This window comes from Mesorhizobium sp. B2-4-15, assembly GCF_006658505.1.
In the GTDB taxonomy this organism is placed as follows: domain Bacteria; phylum Pseudomonadota; class Alphaproteobacteria; order Rhizobiales; family Rhizobiaceae; genus Mesorhizobium.
The window spans coordinates 80,528-98,127 of sequence record NZ_VFUZ01000019.1; the positions used below are offsets into that span (position 1 = coordinate 80,528).

The window sequence follows — 17,600 nt, forward strand, 5'->3', positions numbered from 1 at the left end:
GGCTCTTACGAAGGGGCGGACTCCGCACGGCCAGCGAACCGTGCTCGGCCGCCGCTCGTAGACACAAGAGATATCTTATTTTCATTGGCGTAGGTGTTATGGACAAATTTGTCCATAACACCTACGCTCAATTCCGTGTGATCAATGGAAAAGCGAGGCAAAGAAGCTGATGACCACCACTGTCTTCATCACCGGCGCGTCACGAGGTGTCGGGCGCGCTTGTGCGACAGCGTTCCTCGACGCTGGCTGGAATGTTTTCGCGACTGCTCGAGATCCCGACCAGATCGGCATATCTCCAAGCCAAAGGCTGGCCACGGCGAAATTGGATTTGGGGGATGATTCATCGATCTCGGCGGCCGTGGAGCACGCCATCGGCCGTTTCGGATCGGTCGACATTCTACTCAATAATGCCGGGATCGGCCTTGGCGGTCCTGTGGAAGCGGTAAGCCGTGAGGAATTCCACGGCTTGCTCGACGTAAATGTGGTCGGCGCGGCGCTTGTTACGAAAGCTCTGCTCCCGACGATGCGGCTGAAGCGGAGCGGCCTGATTATCAATGTAGGATCGCTGGCCGGAGCCATCGGCCTTCCATATCTGGCACCTTACTGTGCAAGTAAATTCGCATTGGCAGGCTTGAGCGAGGCCATGCGGTATGAGCTTGGACCTTTCGGCATCCGGGTAAAGTTAGTCGAATTGACTGGAAGTCGGACGCGGTTCAGGCAGCCAATTCTTCACCACGAGGCCTATGCAACGAAGGCCGCCGCGGTTGAACGGCGTCTGCAGGAAGGGCTGGCTTTAGCCACTCCTCCTGACACTGTCGCAAAGGAGATTTTGCGGATCGCGGGCTCGAGTTCCGATCGGTTGCGATATGTGGTTGGAACCGGCGGCCTTTTAGCGAGGATAAGGGGGTTCCTGCCCGATAGGATGATCCGCTCGACGTTGGCACGCGCATTCGGCTTGATCTGAAACCGCGAGCCTGCCTCGTCTCGACCGGGACGAGGCCGAGCCGCCCCATATTTGGATTGTGAGCCCGGAAGGAGCAAATCGTGGCCAGGCCCCGGCAATTCGATCATGACGCCGCATTGAACGAAGCGATCAAAGTCTTCTGGATCAAGGGATACGCCGGTACATCAACCGATGATCTGAGAAAGGCCATGGGATTGGGCCGCCAAAGTCTCTACAACGCCTTCGGAGATAAGCGGCAGCTCTATCTGGAAGCTCTTTCGGCCTATCTGCGACGCACCATCTCTACACATCTCGATCGCCTCAGTTCGTCTTCATCCCCCTTGGCGGGCATTCGGGCGCTGCTGCTGGGAGTAATCGCCGAGGATCAATTTGAGCGAGAGCTTGGATGCCTGGGTGTAGCATCTGCCAGCGAGTTCGGAACGCGTGATCATGAACTCGCCCAACTGCAAAGCAAAGCAGGTGCCGCGTTGTCTACCAGACTGATCGAACGGGTAGGCGAAGGCACAGCCAGCGGAGAAATTGACCCGCAGGTGAACGCCGAGGATGGCGCGTTCTTTATTCAGATGACCATGAACGGACTGCAACTCGCCGCCCGCGCTGGCGCACCCGTGAATGTACTGCGCACCATGGCAGATTTCGCTGTCGAGCGTTTGCAGGCGCGACTGGCAGCCGAATAGCGGCCTGATGCGAGCAGAGAGTCCATGCAAATGGGCTAGGAAATCGCGCTCGCGCCAGAGCAGTGGACGGTGCTCAGGTCAAAGATGCCGATCTCACCGGCTTTCATTGCCCCCAAGGTTTCCTTGCGCCCCTCCATGCGCCTCCAATCTCGGCAGGGGGGCAGCACGATATGGGCCGAAAAGGCAAGCCTCGGGCAGATTGGGCTAAGCCCGTCCAAAACACGCCATGAATCTACCAGCGGCAGCGGGCGCCTTTGTCCATCGTCAGGACGTCGTCGAAGTTCTCGGCGCCTCGACATGGCTACAAGGAGCTACTCACATGACCACGTTATCAGTTGTCTTCCGGCGGATTCACATTGTTGCGGCCGCCGTTTTCAGCCTCTCGATCATACCGGTGGCCGCCTCGGCGCAGTCCGCGCAAAACGTCATCCTCGTGCACGGCGCCTGGGGCGATGGAGCAAATTGGTCGAAGGTCATTCCCATCCTTGCCGCAAAGGGTTTGAACGTCACCGCGGTCCAACTACCGCTGACTTCGCTCGCTGACGATGCAGCGACGGTGAAACGCGCGATCGACCTTGTGGACGGGCCGGTCGTGCTGGCGGGACACTCCTATGGAGGTGCGGTGATCACCGAGGCCGGAAACGATCCCAAGGTTTCCGCGCTGGTCTATGTCGCCGCGTTCGCGCCCGATGCTGGTCAATCCGCGGGGTCCTTGAACGCAACCGTAGCCCCCACGCCGCTGGCGGCGGAAGCCAAACCCGACGCGGAGGGCTTCATCAAGCTGACCAAGACGGGCGTCTACGACGATTTCGCCCAGGATGTGACGCCGGCTGAAAAGCAGCTTCTCTACGTGACGGAGTCGCCAACCAGCGTGAAGTCCCTGGGAGGCAGCATCACCGACGCCGCCTGGCACAACAAGCCCTCCTGGTACATCGTGGCTTCCCATGACCGGGCGATCCAGCCGGCGCTGGAGGCGGAAATGGCCAAGGCGATCAAGGCGAAGACCACGACGGTCGAAGGCAGTCACCTGATCATGCTCTCGAAGGCCTCCGCGGTGGCTGCGGTGATCGAGCAGGCCACCCACTAATCCTCAGCTGAGCGGCATCCCGAGGCGCCCGCGGTCTCAGTACGCGGCGAACCGCGGATGCCGCTCGGCCTGACCTGCAATTGCTGCAGTCCCATCAACGCGAATGTGGAGTTTCTTCCATGACTGCGAAATCTGTTATCCTGGTACACGGGGCATGGGCGGACGGATCGAGTTGGAGCAAGGTTATTCTCGAGCTCGCAGCCGAGGGGTTGTCCGTGACGGCAATCCAGATGCCGCTTACGAGCTTCGGCGATGATGTCGCGACCCTGCGCCGCGCCCTTGCGCTCGTCGAAGGCCCAGTCATTCTCGTGGGACATTCATACGGTGGTTCGGTCATTACCGAGGGAGGCAATGACAAGAAGGTGGCCGCGCTTGTATTCATAGCCGCCTTTGCGCCGGACAGCGACGAATCCGCCGCCTCGCTCGGGGAGACCGTGGATACCCCTCCCATGGCCGCCGAGGTTCGGCCTGACTCTTCGGGGTTCCTGAAACTGACCGAGAGCGGAATCCGCGATCACTTCGCCCGGGATCTTTCCGACAGTGAGAAGACGGTTCTGTTCGCCGCCCAGGCGCCTACCGCCGTTGCGTCCTTAACAGGAAAAATCACGGAACCCGCGTGGCAATCGCGCCCAAGCTGGTATCTGTTGGCAACCGAGGATCATGCCATCGCGCCCAAACTCCAGCACATTATGTCGAGCCGGATAATGGCCAAGGTCACGGAAGTCGCTTCGAGCCATGTGGCGATGCTGTCCCATCCCGACCTGGCCACCCGTCTCATCCTCGAGGCCGTTCGCGCGGTCTGAATTTCAGCCAAGCCGGCTGATTGCCCAACCGCGAGTCCGCCCTCGCACGACATGTCTGAGCCGAGGCCCGAGCTTCGCGATCCCCTGGATTGCGGGGGCAAGCTCGCCTCGGCCCGGTCCGGGGGCGGGCTCTTTGCCAATCCGGCCAGCGCCCTAGCGGTCGAAGACCAGCCTGGAATAGCCGAGGAAGGAAAGCGCCATGGCGGCCAGCGAGGCGGCGGCAAGTGCAGCCAGCGGCGGTATGGCTGGGATGGCAAACAGCAGGGCGCAGTAGACGAGATAGTTGGCGACGCTGGTGGCGATGCCGACGCCGCCATAGCGGGCGCCCTCTCGCGCAATGCCGCGGCTCGATGGCGCGAAGGTCAGGCGGCGGTTGATCTGCCAGGTGACGCAGAGCGCGAATCCGATCGACAGGATGCGGGCGCCGAAAGGCCCGAGCGGCGTGACGGCCAGAAGCAGCCACAGCGCCGCCGCGTCGGCGACGAAGCCGATGCCGCCGGCGAAGACAAACCTAGCGAGACGTTGCATCGTTCAGGCCGCGCGCGGGGTCTTGCCCGGTTCCGGCTTCTGCGCCACCGCGCCGGCGCGGCGCTCGGAACGGCCCGAGGGCATGGAGAGGTAGAAGATGCGCTTCTGCTCGGCCCGGCCACGCGACACCGAATCCAGGATCAGCCCTGTCACGGCCGCCAGCATCGACAGCAGCAGCAGCCCGACCGACAGCACCCAGGTCGGCATGCGTGGCACGAGGCCCGTTTCGGCGAACTCGACCAGCACCGGCGCCATCAGGAACAGGCTGGAGGCCAGGAAGAAGAGCGAAAAGGCGCCGAAGAAGCGCAGCGGCTGCGTCTCCTTCATCAGCATGACGAACATCCACAGGATCCTGGTGCCATCGCGAAAGGTCGATAGTTTCGAGGAAGACCCGACCGGCCGGCGGCCGTAGTCGAGAGCGATTTCGGCGACCGGCAGTTTGAGCTGCGAGGCGTGCACCGACATCTCGGTCTCGATCTCGAAGCCGCCGGAGACGGCCGGAAAGCTCTTGACGAAGCGCCTGGTGAAGACGCGGTAGCCCGAGAAGATGTCGGTGAAATCGCTGCCGAAGAGCCATTTGTAGAGGCTGTTGAAGACACGGTTGCCGAAAGCATGGCCGGTCCTGCCGGCGTCGTCGATCACGCCGCGCCTGGTGCCCACCACCATGTCGCAATGCTCGGTCAGAAGCGTATTGATCAGCTGCGGCGCGTCCTCGGGCGCATAGGTGCCGTCGCCGTCGGCCATCAGATAGATGTCGGCGTCGATGTCGGCGAACATGCGCCGCACCACATTGCCTTTGCCCTGGCGCGGTTCGCGGACCACGATGGCACCGGCCGCACGGGCCCTGAGCGCCGTCAGGTCGCGCGAATTGTTGTCGTAGACATAGATGGTGGCGGCCGGCAGCGTCTCGCGGAACCGCTGCACCACCTCGGCGATGGTCAGCTCCTCATTGTAGCAAGGCAGGAGCACGGCGATGACGGGTTCATGGCTGATGTCTTGCGGCATTTTCGTCTCCGGATGCCTGGCCGACCACACGGTCGCGCGCCGGAAACCGGCCTCGTCCAGGCGGTTTTACTATTTATTGAAGCCGTTAAGGCTAGGTTTAAGGCCGACTTCATGAGTGTCGATTGGCCTTGAAAGGTCCGGCATTCCCGCCAGGGGCATCGGGATGGGCACAGCAAGGGGAACTTCCACCTGGAGGTCCGATATCGCGTTCGCGCTGCTTGCTGCACTGCTGCTGCTGGCTCTCAATGCCCAGGCGGGGTTCCCGCAGCTGGCCAATCCAGCCGGGGACAATGACAGCCTGCTGCAATTGGTCGAAGTCCGTGACCTCATGGCCGGCCAGGGCTGGTTCGACCTGCACCAGTACAGGATGGGTCTGGAAGGCGGCTTCGTCATGCACTGGTCGCGGCTGCTCGACGCGCCGCTGGCGCTTGCCATCCTCGCCGTATCGGCCCTGACGGGCAGCCGCGCTTTGGCCGAACAAATCGTGCAGATCGCCTGGCCTGCCCTGCAATTCTGGCTTGCTGCCTTCTTCATCATGCGCGCGGCGCGCGCTTTCGCCGGTGCTCATGCGGTGCTGCCCGCCGTCGTCGTCGGCGGGGCGGCCCTGTACTATATCGGCATATTTTCCCCCGGCTCGCTCGATCATCACAATGTCCAGCTTGTGCTGACCCTGGCGAGCCTCGCCTTGCTGCTCGAGGCGCCCACGCACCGGCCGGCTGCCTTGGTCGCGGGCATCTGCGCCACGCTGACCCTGGCCATCGGCATGGAAAGCGCTCCCTATGCCGGAACCCTCGGCGCCGTCGTCGCCCTGCTGTTTCTCGGCAATGGCGCCGGCGAAAGGCTGATCGCCAGGGATTTCGGTCTCGGTGTCGCCACCGTCGCGGCTTTGGTCTTCGCCATCACCGTCCCCGTATCGTCCTGGGGGCAGGCCCAGTGCGATACGTTCTCGATCGTGCAGTTCGCTCTCGCCGCGCTTGCCGGCGCCGGTCTGGCGGTCGTCGCGTCATGGAAGGCCGCCAACGCGACGCTCGTCCGGCGCCTGATATCGCTCGGCTTGCTTGCCGCCGTCCTTGCTCTTGTCGTGGTGTTCCTGTTCCCGCAATGCTTGGCCGCGCCCTATGCCAGGCTCGACCCGCGTCTCCAGCAGATGTGGCTCGGCCATATCGAGGAGGCGCAGTCGATCTTCCAGCTTGTCTTCGATGATCCGGCCAGGGCCGTGGCGCGTTTCGCCACGCCGCTGGTGGCGATCATCGTGATGGCGCTTCACTTCAGCCATGGCGGATGGCGGCGGCAGGACAGCCTCGTCGGCGCGCTGCTGATGGTGGCGTTCCTGGTCAGCGCCTGGGAAGTGCGCGGCTCGACCTTCTCCATCGCCTTCGCGGTGATCCCGCTTTCGGCATGGATCGCCAAATGGCGGCAGCGGGCCGAGACCAGCCCGTCCGGCGGCTCGGTGCTGAGGATGGCCGCGGCCTGGCTGATCTCGGTCAATGCCATCTGGTCGGGCGCCGCCGATGCTGCATCGAGCGCCTTTGAAATCGGTGCGCCTCCCAGGGACGCCAGTATCGATTCGCCCTGCAACAGCAGGGGTTCGTTCGCCGCACTTGGGCGGATGGCCCCCACCACGGTTCTTGCCATCTCCAATCTTGGGTCACCGATCCTCGCCTTCACCGGTCATCGCGTCTTCGCCGGGCCCTACCATCGCAACGTCGCCGGAAATCTACTCGCGCTCGATGCCTTGCTGGGCTCCACCGCCGATGCGAAGGCCGTCATCGAAAGCCACCATGTCGGCCTCGTGGCGCTCTGCCGCGGCAACCCGGAAAGCCGGCTGTTGGCGGCCAGCGCGCCGGACGGCTTCCTGGCCGGATTGATGCGCGGCAGCGTGCCGGAATGGCTGGAACCGGTGGCTGAGACCCGGGGCACCCCGCTCGAACTCTATCGCGTCAGGTCCAGCGGCTGAAATCCCTGCGAAAACAAAGGTTTGATGCGAGGCCGCGCGGTTTCGCAAAGGCATCCGGCTTCGCGTTTGGGCATGATCTCCAGCGAAGGCCGGATCCCATTTTTCGGGATCATGCTCCGGCTAAAAAAAATCGTTTTCAGGATACGTTTCCTAAAGGGTTTGCTGCCAGTCTCGGAAATAAATACCGACGTCAAAAAACAGGGACACCGATGCAAACTCCGTTTGGCACCGGTCAGGCAAACAGGGAGAGCACGGATCTGGCCTTCACCGATCCGTTGACCGGGCTTGGCAACCATCGCCGCTTCTTCGACAAGGTCGATCGCCTGATCAGCGACCGTGCCGACGATCCCGCACCCTTCACCGTCGGCATCCTCGACCTCGACGGCTTCAAGCCGATCAACGATCTGTTCGGCCACAAGGCCGGTGACGATATCCTGATCCAGGTCGCCATGCGGCTGCGCGCCTCGATGGACGGCCATTCGACGGTCTGCCGTATCGGCGCCGACGAATTCGCCTTCCTCTATCCGCTGGTGTTCAGCGAGGAAGCGGCGGCGGAAAAATCCCGCATGCTGATCGAGATCCTGTCGGCGCCCTATGATGTCGGTGAACGCACCGCCAGGCTTTCGGCCTCGGTCGGCTGCTCGCTGTTCTATTCCGGCGACGAGACCACCGAGATCCTCATCAACAAGGCCGAAACGGCGCTCTACCACGCCAAGCGTTCCGGTCGTGGCCGCGTCGTCGTCTATACGCGCGAGATGGAAGAGGCGGCCAAGCGCGTCACCCGCATCGAACAGGCGCTGCGCCGTGCCGTCTCGGCCGGCGAGGTGGAGCCGCACTTCCAGCCGATCGTCGATCTCAACACGCGCCGCACCATCGGCTTCGAGACGCTGGCGCGCTGGACCGATCGCGATCTCGGCGCGGTGCCGCCGACGGTGTTCATTCCCATTGCCGAGGAGCGCGGCATCATCGGCCCGTTGTCGCAGCTGGTGCTGCGCAAGGCGACCGAGGCGGCCCGGAGCTGGCCGAAGGACCTGTTCCTGTCCTTCAATCTGTCGCCCTCGCAGCTCGTCGACCAGAACACCGGCCTGCACATATTGGCGATCCTCGACCGCACCGGTTTCGATCCGCGCCGGCTGGAGATCGAGATCACCGAGACCGGCCTGATGAACGACCCTGCTTCCGCCGCGCAGATCGTCGAGGATCTGCGCCGTGTCGGCATCCGCGTCTCGTTGGACGATTTCGGCACCGGCCAGTCCTCGCTCGGGCGCCTGCGCGAATTCCATTTCGACAAGCTCAAGATCGACCGCGCCTTTGTCTCTTCCATTCTCGAAGACCGTCCTTCCGAACACATCATCCGCGCCATTCTGGCCATGTGCGAAGGGCTTGGCATGGATGTGGTAGCCGAAGGCATCGAAGAGGAAGCGCAGGCCGACCGCCTGGTCCAGTTCGGCTGCGCCGGCGGACAAGGCTATCTGTTCGGCAGGCCGGCCGATGCCGACGCCACGCTCGGCTATCTCCGCGATTCCTTCCGCGGCGCCCTGCGCGCCAAGGCGATCTGACCGGCGATCCCGGCGCTGCCCACCGTCGCGGCTTCGCGCCGGGCGAGGCGCAAAGTCGTTTTGTCCGACATAAGCACGGAAATCCGACGTTTCGCCCTTGCCCGCGCGACTTGCGTGGCTAGGATGCGCGCCGTTCTGGCTACAGCGCCGCGCATCCTTCAGAACGCGCAAAGGACGCTGTAGAATTTTATTTGCGTATGATCCCTTTCCGAAGATCGATCCGATTTTCGGGGGCCATGCGCGCGGAGAGAAAGATATGATGCCATCGGCGCATTTTCCCGACCTCGAAGGAGCCTCGGTGCTGATCACCGGCGGCGGGTCCGGGATAGGCGCCGCCCTGACCGAAGGGTTTGTGCGCCAGGGCGCCAATGTCGCCTTCGTCGACATCGCCGACAAGCCCAGCGCCGCGCTTGCCGCCCGCATCGAGAAGGAGTTCGGCCGGCGGCCGCTCTACCTCAAGACCGATCTGCGCGATGTGGAGGCCTTGCGGGCATCTGCAGCCAGGGCGGCCGAGGCGCATGGCGATGTCACCGTGCTCATCAACAATGCCGCATGGGACGAGCGCCACGATGTCGCGGACGTCACCGTCGAGTTCTGGGACGACAACCTCGCGATCAACCTGCGGCCGCATTTCTTCACCGCGCAAGCTGTGGCGCCGGGGATGAAGCGGGCGGGTGGCGGCTCGATCATCAACTTCACCTCGACATCCTATCTCATCAATCATCCCGACATGCCGGCCTACACCGCCGCCAAGGCGGGCATCCTCGGCCTCACCAAGGGCCTGGCCGGCAAACTCGGGCCCGACCGCATCCGCGTCAACGCCGTTGCGCCCGGCTGGGTCATCACCGAACGGCAGCAGGAGCGCTGGGTGACGGAAGAAGCGCTTGCCGCCCATGTCGCCAAGCAGTGCATCAAGGACGTCATGCGGCCGGACGACATAATCGGCACGGTTCTGTTCCTTGCGTCGGACGCTTCGCGCATGCTGACGGCGCAAATGCTGATCGTCGACGGAGGCTTCCTGTGAGCGCGGTTCCGGCGGTAGCGGCGCTCGATTGGGGCACGACCAGGCTCCGGGCATGGCTGATCGACGGCAGCGGCAAGGCGCTTGCCGAGCGCCGCGGCGATGATGGCCTCCTCACCGCGCGCGAAAAGGGGTTTTCCAACGTGCTCGAGGGCCATCTTGGCGCCATGGGGGCACCGGAAGCGCTGCCGGTTATCATCTGCGGCATGGCCGGCTCCCGGCAAGGTTGGCTCGAGGCGCCCTATGTGACCGTGCCGGCGCCGCTCGGCGCCATCCTGGGCGGCGCGGCCCGGGTGCCTGATCGGAAACGCGACATCCGCATCGTCCCTGGCCTTGCCCAGCGTCTGGCCGACGCGCCGGACGTCATGCGCGGTGAGGAAACACAGCTTGCCGGCGCTGGTTTGCCGGCAAAGGGGCGGCATCTTGCCTGTATGCCCGGCACGCACTCGAAATGGGTCGTGGTCGAGGATGGCGCGGTTGCCGGCTTCGGCACATGGCCGACGGGCGAATTGTTTTCGGTGCTGGCCGCGCATTCGATCCTCAAACATTCGCTGGGCGAGCATCCGGCCCCGGTCGCGGCGGACAATCCATTCTTCCGGCAATGGTGCGAACGGGCGCTTGGCGAGGGCGGCGACGTCACTTCGAAGCTGTTTGCCATCCGTGCCGCCGGGCTCCTGCAGGACCTGAAGTCGCAGGATGCGGCGGCCTGCCTGTCCGGGCTTTTGATCGGCGGCGAGATCGCCTCGGCCAGGCGCCGCTATGGCACCGGCGATGCGCCGGTCGTGCTGATCGCTTCGGGTGCACTCGCGGGGCTCTACCAGGCCGCGCTGGTTCTTGCCGGACTTGATCTTCGCACCGTCGATGCCGATGAGGCGGTGCGTGCAGGGCTTATCGAAGCCGCGCGCGAGAACGGCATGATCGCCAGAACCGGAGCTTTGGCATGACCGAGACCGCCCCATTCCCGAAGCTCAAGCGCGGGCTGGTCGCCATCCTGCGCGGCCTGAAGCCCACCGAGGCGATTGCCATGGGGCAAGCGCTGTTCGACGCCGGCATCGAAGCCATCGAAGTGCCGTTGAATTCGCCCGAGCCCTTCTCGTCGATCGCCAGCATTGTCGAAATGCTGCCGAAAACGGCGCTGGTCGGCGCTGGTACCGTGCTGACTGCGGCCGATGTCGACAGGCTGCACAAGGCCGGCGGGCGGCTTCTGGTCAGCCCCAACATCGATGCCGAGGTGATGGCGCGCGCGATGGATCATGGCATGGTGACCATGCCCGGCGTGTTCACGCCCACCGAGGCCTTCCAGGCGATCCGGCTGGGCGCTTCGGCGCTGAAGTTCTTCCCGGCGAGCGTGCTCGGTGCATCGGGCATTTCCGCGATCCGGGCCGTGCTGCCGGCGCGGACCCTGGTCGGCGCCGTCGGCGGCGTTTCGGAGAAGGATTTTGCCGGCTACAAGGCGGTCGGCGTCACGGTCTTCGGCCTCGGCTCCAGCCTGTTCAAGCCGGGCATGAGTGTCGATGAGGTGGCGATACGCGCACACGCCGCCGTATCGGCCTGGGACGCGGTGTTCGGAGAGGCACGATGAGCGAGGTTTCGGTTTTCTCCGATCATATCTGCCAGCTCGGCGAAGGGCCGAGCTACGATCCCGCCACCGACGCGCTGTTCTGGTTCGACATCGTCAACGGTCGTCTTCTGGAAAAACCGGTGTCCGGCGGCGCGCTGAAGATCCATGAACTCGGCCAGATGGCGAGCGCCATCGCCATCATCGATGATCAGCGACAGATGATCGCCACCGAAACCGGGCTTTTTGTCCGTGAGGTCGCGACCGGCAGGATGACGCTGCATACGCCCATCGAGGCCGACAATCCGCTCACCCGCTCCAACGATTCCCGTGTCCACCCCTGCGGTGCGCTGTGGACCGGCACGATGGGCAAGAAGGAGGAAAAGGGCGCTGGTTCGATCTACTGGTTCTTCAAGGGCGAGTTGCGCCGCCTGTTTTCGGACATCACCGTGTCGAACTCGATCTGTTTTTCGCCGGACGGCGCGCTCGCCTACTACACCGATACCGCGACCGGCCTGTTGATGCGTATCGCCTGCGATCCCACGACCGGCCTGCCCGCCGGCGAGCCGAATGTGTTTGTCGATCACCGCTCGGCCAAGGGCTATGTCGACGGATCGGTGGTCGACCGCGACGGCGTGCTGTGGAACGCCGTCTGGGGCGGCAAGGCGGTCAAGGCCTATTCGCCCGACGGCACGTTGCTGCGCGAGGTGGCGATGCCGGTGACGCAGCCCTCCTGCCCCGCCTTTGTCGGCAAGAACGCCGACCGGCTGGCTGTGACTTCCGCCTGGTCGGGCAAGGATGAGAAACAGCGGCAGCTCGATCCGCAGGCGGGCATGACCTTCCTGCTCGATATCGACGTCAACGGCCGGTTCGAGCCGCGCTTGCTGATCGCCTGAACAGGCCGGGCGATCCGCGCTGCTCATCCTGGCGGTGCTGTCACCCAGGCGTCCGGCTTGGGTCGGTTTCGCGAAAGCTGTTTGCGTCGGCCGTGCGATGGTAGGCGATCACAGCGTCGGGAATCATTCATCTCATGTCGAGCCACAAGCCAAAGCTGATCCTTGTCTACGAGCCGGAAAAGGCTTGCTTCGATCGCTTGATCGCCGACGGTTTCGCACCGCAGCGCGCCACCGAAATCTCGTCCTATCTGGCGCAGTCGACCGATCTCGCCCTCGAATTCGAGGCGCTGGCCGCCGCCTGCGGGGCGCGCGGCCTGTCCTTTGCGCCGGTTGCGCTCGACGATGCGGCCCAGGCGCTCGATGGCGAGGATGCGCGGAACACGCTGGTTTGGACGCTGTCTGACGGCATCGCCTATTTTCGCGGCGGCGCCGCGCCCGCGCTGGCCAGGCTCAAGGGGTTGCGGACGATCGGTGCCGATGATTCGCTGTTCGCGCTCTGCCAGGACAAATTCCGCTCCGGCGCCGTGCTTGGTGCGCTCGGCCTGCCGGTGCCGCCGGCGGGCCTTGCCCGGGATGGCAAATGGCTGGTCGAGCCGCCGGCTTCCGCCGCCGGCTGGTTCGTCAAGCCCAACCGGCTCGGCGCCAAGATCGGCATCTGGCCGGATTCGCGTGCGGCTGATCTCGGCCACGCGCTGGAGCTCAGCCGGCGTGTCTTCGCCGCCTATCGCGACGACGTCGTCGTCCAGCCCTATGTCGCCGGCCGCAACGTGCGCGCCAGCTTCCTCGGGCTGGTGCCGGAAGCAGGCGTCGAGGCGCTCGGCATCGCCTTTGTCGATTCAGGCGCGGATTTCCAGACCATGGCGGACAGCCTGGCGCTCTATGGTGAAACCGGCGAGGCGGCGAAGGCCGCCGGAAATTATGTCGAACCGGAACTCGTTGCGGTTGCCGACATTCAGCCGGCCGCCGACGCCAGCATCAGGGCGATCGCCAACCAACTGATCAGCGGGCTCGGCCTGCGCGACGTGTTCTCCGTCGATCTGCGTGTCGAAGCCAACGACACCGTTCATCTCATCGAATTCGAGGTCTGCCCCGGCCTGCCTTGCTTCGATTTCCGCGCCTACTGCCGCTCGCAATGGGGGTTGAGCCTGGCTGACGCTATGGCCGAGACCGCGGCGAACAGGCTGGCCGGCAGGGAAGGCAGCGTCGCAACGGGCTGACGGCTCGGTGAAAATCGCCGGGCCTTTGACGCGCTTCGGCTGGCTGCGCCTGCTTGACGCTTTCGGGCGTGCCTCTGCTGTCGGGGCAGAGCCCTCGACGAAAGCGCGAATTGCGTCAGGACACGAGATGGAGCAGTTCGACGTTTCCGTGAACGAGCAACCGCTCAAACGCCTTCGACCAGCACGATCTCGCCATCGGCGACCTTCTGGCGGATGGCGACGGCGCGCTGATATTCGGGCGAGTGATAGCAGTCATGCGCGACCGCGAGCGACTCGAATTCGATGATGACGTTGCGCCCGCGACCAGGCCCTTCGGCCTTTTCATGCGCGCCGCCGCGCGCCAGGAATTTCGCGCCGAAGCGGTCGAAGGCCAGCTTCGAGGCGGCGACATAATCCTTGTAGCCTTCGGCGTCGCGCACATCGACACGAGCGATCCAGTATCCCTTGGGCATGTTTTTTCTCCGGGTTTGTATCGGGGGCGTCAGGCCGAGCGCATTTCATCGAGGATGGCTTCGGCCGCTTCGCGTTTGTTGGGCGCAGCGACGATCGGCCGGCCGACAACGAGGTGGCTGGACCCGTTCCGGATCGCTTGTCCCGGCGTTACCACGCGCTTCTGGTCGCCATGGTCGCTGCCCATAGGCCGGATGCCGGGCGTTACCACAGCCATGTCGGGCCCGACGATGCGGCGCACCGCTTCGGCCTCGGCGGCCGAGCAGACGATGCCGCCCATGCCGGCATGCAGCGCCTGTTCGGAGCGCCTGAGCACGAGCGTGTGCGGATCATACTCATAGCCGACGTCGATCATGTCCTGCTCGTCCATCGAGGTCAGCACGCTGACGGCGAGCAGGCAGAGGTCGCTGCCCCTGGCCGCTTCCACCGCCGCCTGCATCGCCTTTGGATAGGCATGGATGGTCAGCATGGTCATGCCCATCCTGACGATGTTCTCGACGCCCTTGGCCACCGTATGGTCGATGTCGAGCAGCTTCATGTCGAGGAAGACTTTCGTTCCGCCGCTGGCCAGTTCCCTGGCGAAGTCGAGGCCGCCGGCGAAGGCCAGTTGATAGCCGATCTTGTAGAAGGAGACGATGCCGTCGAGCTCGCGCACTGCCTGCTCGGCTTCTTTCACGGTCGGCAGGTCGAGGCCGACGATCAATCTTTCCTGCATGGATTGGGCCTGCATGGTTACGGCAGTCAGGCCTCGATCCGCGTGGACAGCATGCGGGAGGTTTCGATCAGCGTGCGGCATAAATGCTCCATCGAATTGTGCAGTCTTTCGTCACGGAAATGGCCGTCTGCGTCGAAGGCGTCGCCTCCATCGGGCACCGAGCATTCCGGGGTCACCACCTCCATCTGGCAGCGCACCAGCACGGCGCGCAGATGGTTGATACAGCGGATGCCGGCAAAATGGCCGTTGGAGGACGAGCAAAGGCCGGCGACCTTGCCGGCAAGCGGCCTGACCGATCGGCCGCCATCCCGGCGCACGCGGCTCACCCAGTCAATCGCGTTCTTGAGCAGCGGCGGGATCGAGCCGTTATATTCCGGCGTGGCGATCAGCAACCCGTCATGGGCGGTGATCAGCCGCGCAAGCTTCTGAGCGTTTTCCGGGACGCCGTTCTCCTTTTCCGGGTCCTCGTCGAGGATCGGCAAGGGGTAATCGGCGAGCGAAATGCGGGTGACCTCGGCGCCTTGTACCGCGAGTTCCTTCTGCGCCACGTCGGCGGTCCTGCCGCTATAGGCGCCGCTTCGCGCCGAGCCGGCGAAGACGAGGATTTTCGGGATCACTGCCATTGGCTCCCCTTGTTCCCGGACAGGTACAGCCGGAGCCCGCGCAAATCAACGCTCCAGAGCCATAAAACATTCGCGATTGGCCGAGGCCTTTCCAACTTCGTTATCCTAGGGCGAAGCAGGAGCGAAGCTCCGTCGCGGAGACCCTAGGATCCATTCCGCGACCTTGGCCGTGGAGTGCGGCGGAGCAGAATTCTGCACCGCGGCAGCGCACGGAAGTCACGGCGTGGATCCTCGGGTCTGCGCTGCGTCGCTATGCTCCTTGCTCCGCCCGTGGATGACGAAGTGACGGACGTTTAAGCCAATCGCAGTTATGCGATCCGCAACCAGCTCTGCGCCGGCGCTAATGCGCCTCGCGCCGGTAGATCCACAGCTGCGTCGGCGGGATGTTGCGGAAGATGAAGTCGAAATGCTTGACCGTATAGTCGCCGCGGCCGGCCGGGATCGGCGACATCGGACCATAGGTCAGCTGCACGACCGGCCGTCCGGCCGGGATGCGGTCGAGCAGGCTCTCTATATAGGCGATGCGCTGGGCGACCGGGAAGTTGAGCAGCGGCACGCCCGAAACGACGGAATCGAAGATCATCCCGCTTTTCTCGCCGAGCGTGGCGTTGAGGTTGAAGGCATCGCCCTCGATGACGTTGACGCCGGGATAGAGCCGGCGCAGATGGCGGACGAAATCGGCGGAATATTCGACCGCGTAGAGGTTTTCGGGCCGCACCCCCTGCGCCAGGATGGCGCGGGTGATGACGCCTGTGCCGGGGCCGACCTCGAGCACCGGCAGGCCGGACCTGGGATTGACGATAGAGGCCATCTTGCGGGCGGTGATCGAGCTGGTCGGAACGATCGAGCCGACCGTCTTCGGCTTGTCGATCCAGCCCTTGAAGAATTTGAGTTCGTCGTCGAACTTTTCGGCAAGCGCCTTCCGCAGTCCGTGACTACGCGTCATGCAAGCTCTCCTCAGCGCTCCCCTTGAAGCTACTTAACACCTGGTTGACGCAAGGCAAGGCGCGGCCATGCCCACGTCGTGGATAAGATAGATTTTGTCGCGCCTCAAAATGCGCGGTTTCTAGCGGCACCCTCGCGCTTCCGCCCAATGCAGAAGCCGGGCGGCGTGCTCAATGCTCGCCAAAGGACTCGAAGAAATCCTTCATGCGGGCGAAGAACCCGCTCGATTGAGGCGAATTGTCCTTCGATGAGAGTTGTTCGAACTCCTCCAGCAGTTCACGCTGGCGACGGGTGAGGTTCTGTGGCGTCTCGACCGCGGTCTGGATGTAGAGGTCGCCGACATTGGGCTGGCGCAGCACCGGCATGCCTTTGCCCTTGAGCCGGAACTGACGTCCGTTCTGCGTGCCTTCCGTCACCTTCACCTTGGTCTGCGTGCCATCAAGCGTGGTGACCTCGAAGGAGCCGCCAAGGGCGGCGGTGGTCATCGAGATCGGCACCTTGCAGTAGAGGTCGGCCCCGTCGCGCTGGAAGAATTCGTGCGGCTTCACCGCCAGGAAGATGTAGAGATCGCCGGACGGGCCGCCGCGCAGGCCGGCCTCGCCTTCATTGGCAAGCCGGATGCGGGTGCCGTCCTCGATGCCGGCCGGAATGTTGACCGACAGCGACCGCTCCTCGGTGACGCGGCCCTGGCCGGCGCATTTCGGGCACGGATCCTTGATGGTCTGGCCGCGGCCCTGGCATTGCGGGCAGGTCCGCTCGATCGAGAAGAAGCCTTGCGTGGCGCGTACCTTGCCGTGGCCATTGCACATCGAGCAGGTGACAGGCTGGGTGCCTGGCTTGGCGCCGCTGCCCGAGCATTCCGAGCAGGAGATAGAGGCCGGTACGCGGATTTGCGCGGTCTTGCCTGAAAACGCTTCTTCCAGGGTGATTTCCATGTTGTAGCGCAGGTCGGCGCCACGCTCGCGGCCGCCCGAAGAACGCCGCTGGCGCCCGCCCATCATGTCGCCGAAAATGTCCTCGAAGATGTCGGCGAAGCCGCCGGCGCCAAAGCCATGCGCGCCGCCATTCATGCCGCCCTGTTCGAAGGCGGCGTGGCCGAACCGGTCATAGGCCGCGCGCTTCTGCGGGTCCTTCAGCGTCTCGTAGGCTTCGTTGATTTCCTTGAACTTGTGCTCGCAGGCATGATCGCCGGGATTGCGGTCGGGATGGAACTGCATGGCGAGTTTGCGAAAAGCGCTCTTCAGCTCCTTCTCGTCGGCGCCCTTTTGCACGCCCAGCGTTTCGTAGAAATCAGCTTTCATTTTTTCCCGCAGTCCGGATGCTCAACGTCTTGATGCATGTTGTTGCGTCGTTTGCCGGCACGTTGTCTCGATTTAGGAGCGGTGCTGCCCCGATGCTAGAGCCGGCACGTTTCTGTTCGTGTTTTTCAGCGATTTTTCTGCAAGGGGTTGCAAAAAAGCCCGGCTTTGCGCCGGGCTTCCTACAGCGCCGCGCGTCCTCCCGGACGCGCAAAGGACGCTGTAGCACCTTTGAGTGGGCGCATGATCCTTTCCAAAATCGATATCGATTTTGGGGTCATGCGCATTACTTCGCCG

The 17,600-nt window shown here is 63.9% G+C and carries 18 protein-coding genes; 11 read left to right on the forward strand and 7 right to left on the reverse strand.

Features of this window, described 5'->3' with window-relative positions; all coding sequences use genetic code 11:
* Positions 1-169: 169 nt before the first annotated feature.
* The 4 genes from FJ930_RS21505 (at position 170) to FJ930_RS21520 (ending at position 3,531) form a co-directional block, all read left to right on the forward strand.
* Positions 170-964 (forward strand): SDR family oxidoreductase, encoded by a 795-nt coding sequence (locus FJ930_RS21505; RefSeq protein WP_141840010.1) that lies wholly within the window; start codon positions 170-172, stop codon positions 962-964.
* 116 nt (positions 965-1,080) lie between these two features.
* The gene (locus FJ930_RS21510) at positions 1,081-1,641 is read left to right on the forward strand and encodes a TetR/AcrR family transcriptional regulator (RefSeq protein ID WP_246676981.1); all 561 of its coding nucleotides are present in this window, start codon (positions 1,081-1,083) and stop codon (positions 1,639-1,641) included.
* A gap of 226 nt (positions 1,642-1,867) precedes the next feature.
* Positions 1,868-2,728, forward strand: coding sequence for an alpha/beta hydrolase (locus tag FJ930_RS21515; protein ID WP_246676982.1), 861 nt, complete (start codon positions 1,868-1,870; stop codon positions 2,726-2,728).
* A 119-nt stretch (positions 2,729-2,847) separates the two neighbouring features.
* Positions 2,848-3,531: an alpha/beta hydrolase gene (locus tag FJ930_RS21520; protein ID WP_141840012.1), complete on the forward strand. Its 684-nt coding sequence runs from the start codon at positions 2,848-2,850 to the stop codon at positions 3,529-3,531.
* A gap of 153 nt (positions 3,532-3,684) precedes the next feature.
* Here FJ930_RS21520 and FJ930_RS21525 read toward each other — a convergent pair whose 3' ends face one another.
* Both FJ930_RS21525 and FJ930_RS21530 read right to left on the reverse strand, forming a co-directional pair.
* Positions 3,685-4,059: a GtrA family protein gene (locus FJ930_RS21525; protein WP_141840013.1), complete on the reverse strand. Its 375-nt coding sequence runs from the start codon at positions 4,057-4,059 to the stop codon at positions 3,685-3,687.
* A gap of 3 nt (positions 4,060-4,062) precedes the next feature.
* On the reverse strand, positions 4,063-5,064 hold the full coding sequence (locus FJ930_RS21530; RefSeq protein WP_140746849.1) for a glycosyltransferase: 1,002 nt from the start codon (positions 5,062-5,064) through the stop codon (positions 4,063-4,065).
* Between the two features lie 163 nt (positions 5,065-5,227).
* On the opposite strand from FJ930_RS21530, the gene FJ930_RS21535 reads away from it, so the two are divergent.
* The 7 genes from FJ930_RS21535 (at position 5,228) to FJ930_RS21565 (ending at position 13,272) form a co-directional block, all read left to right on the forward strand.
* Entirely contained in the window at positions 5,228-7,021 is a 1,794-nt protein-coding gene (locus FJ930_RS21535; RefSeq protein ID WP_141840014.1) for a GtrA family protein, read from the forward strand.
* A gap of 209 nt (positions 7,022-7,230) precedes the next feature.
* Complete coding sequence (locus FJ930_RS21540; RefSeq protein WP_140746855.1) at positions 7,231-8,580, forward strand: EAL domain-containing protein; 1,350 nt, start codon at positions 7,231-7,233, stop codon at positions 8,578-8,580.
* A 256-nt stretch (positions 8,581-8,836) separates the two neighbouring features.
* On the forward strand, positions 8,837-9,604 hold the full coding sequence (locus FJ930_RS21545; RefSeq protein ID WP_141840015.1) for an SDR family oxidoreductase: 768 nt from the start codon (positions 8,837-8,839) through the stop codon (positions 9,602-9,604).
* Positions 9,601-10,545 (forward strand): 2-dehydro-3-deoxygalactonokinase, encoded by a 945-nt coding sequence (locus FJ930_RS21550; protein WP_141840016.1) that lies wholly within the window; start codon positions 9,601-9,603, stop codon positions 10,543-10,545. The genes FJ930_RS21545 and FJ930_RS21550 overlap by 4 nt, the downstream gene beginning before the upstream one ends.
* Positions 10,542-11,183 carry a 2-dehydro-3-deoxy-6-phosphogalactonate aldolase gene (locus FJ930_RS21555; RefSeq protein WP_141840017.1) on the forward strand — a complete coding sequence of 214 codons (642 nt, stop codon included), beginning with the start codon at positions 10,542-10,544 and terminating at the stop codon, positions 11,181-11,183. Before FJ930_RS21550 ends, FJ930_RS21555 begins: the two co-directional genes overlap by 4 nt.
* Positions 11,180-12,055, forward strand: a complete 876-nt coding sequence (locus tag FJ930_RS21560; RefSeq protein WP_141840018.1) for an SMP-30/gluconolactonase/LRE family protein — start codon at positions 11,180-11,182, stop codon at positions 12,053-12,055. The genes FJ930_RS21555 and FJ930_RS21560 overlap by 4 nt, the downstream gene beginning before the upstream one ends.
* A gap of 134 nt (positions 12,056-12,189) precedes the next feature.
* Positions 12,190-13,272 carry a D-alanine:D-lactate ligase-like protein gene (locus FJ930_RS21565; RefSeq protein ID WP_141840019.1) on the forward strand — a complete coding sequence of 361 codons (1,083 nt, stop codon included), beginning with the start codon at positions 12,190-12,192 and terminating at the stop codon, positions 13,270-13,272.
* A 164-nt stretch (positions 13,273-13,436) separates the two neighbouring features.
* On the opposite strand, the gene FJ930_RS21570 is transcribed toward FJ930_RS21565, so the two are convergent.
* The 5 genes from FJ930_RS21570 to dnaJ form a co-directional block, all read right to left on the reverse strand.
* The gene (locus FJ930_RS21570; protein WP_141840020.1) at positions 13,437-13,724 is read right to left on the reverse strand and encodes a DUF1330 domain-containing protein; all 288 of its coding nucleotides are present in this window, start codon (positions 13,722-13,724) and stop codon (positions 13,437-13,439) included.
* 29 nt (positions 13,725-13,753) lie between these two features.
* Positions 13,754-14,467, reverse strand: coding sequence for an orotidine-5'-phosphate decarboxylase (pyrF, locus tag FJ930_RS21575; RefSeq protein ID WP_181763442.1), 714 nt, complete (start codon positions 14,465-14,467; stop codon positions 13,754-13,756).
* Positions 14,464-15,060, reverse strand: coding sequence for an NADPH-dependent FMN reductase (locus FJ930_RS21580; protein ID WP_141840021.1), 597 nt, complete (start codon positions 15,058-15,060; stop codon positions 14,464-14,466). The genes pyrF and FJ930_RS21580 overlap by 4 nt, the downstream gene beginning before the upstream one ends.
* Before the next feature lie 340 nt (positions 15,061-15,400).
* A complete protein-coding gene (pmtA, locus tag FJ930_RS21585; protein ID WP_141840022.1) occupies positions 15,401-16,006 on the reverse strand; it encodes a phospholipid N-methyltransferase PmtA in 606 nt (201 codons plus the stop codon).
* Between the two features lie 169 nt (positions 16,007-16,175).
* The gene (dnaJ, locus tag FJ930_RS21590) at positions 16,176-17,306 is read right to left on the reverse strand and encodes a molecular chaperone DnaJ (protein ID WP_140612585.1); all 1,131 of its coding nucleotides are present in this window, start codon (positions 17,304-17,306) and stop codon (positions 16,176-16,178) included.
* Positions 17,307-17,600 lie beyond the last annotated feature (294 nt).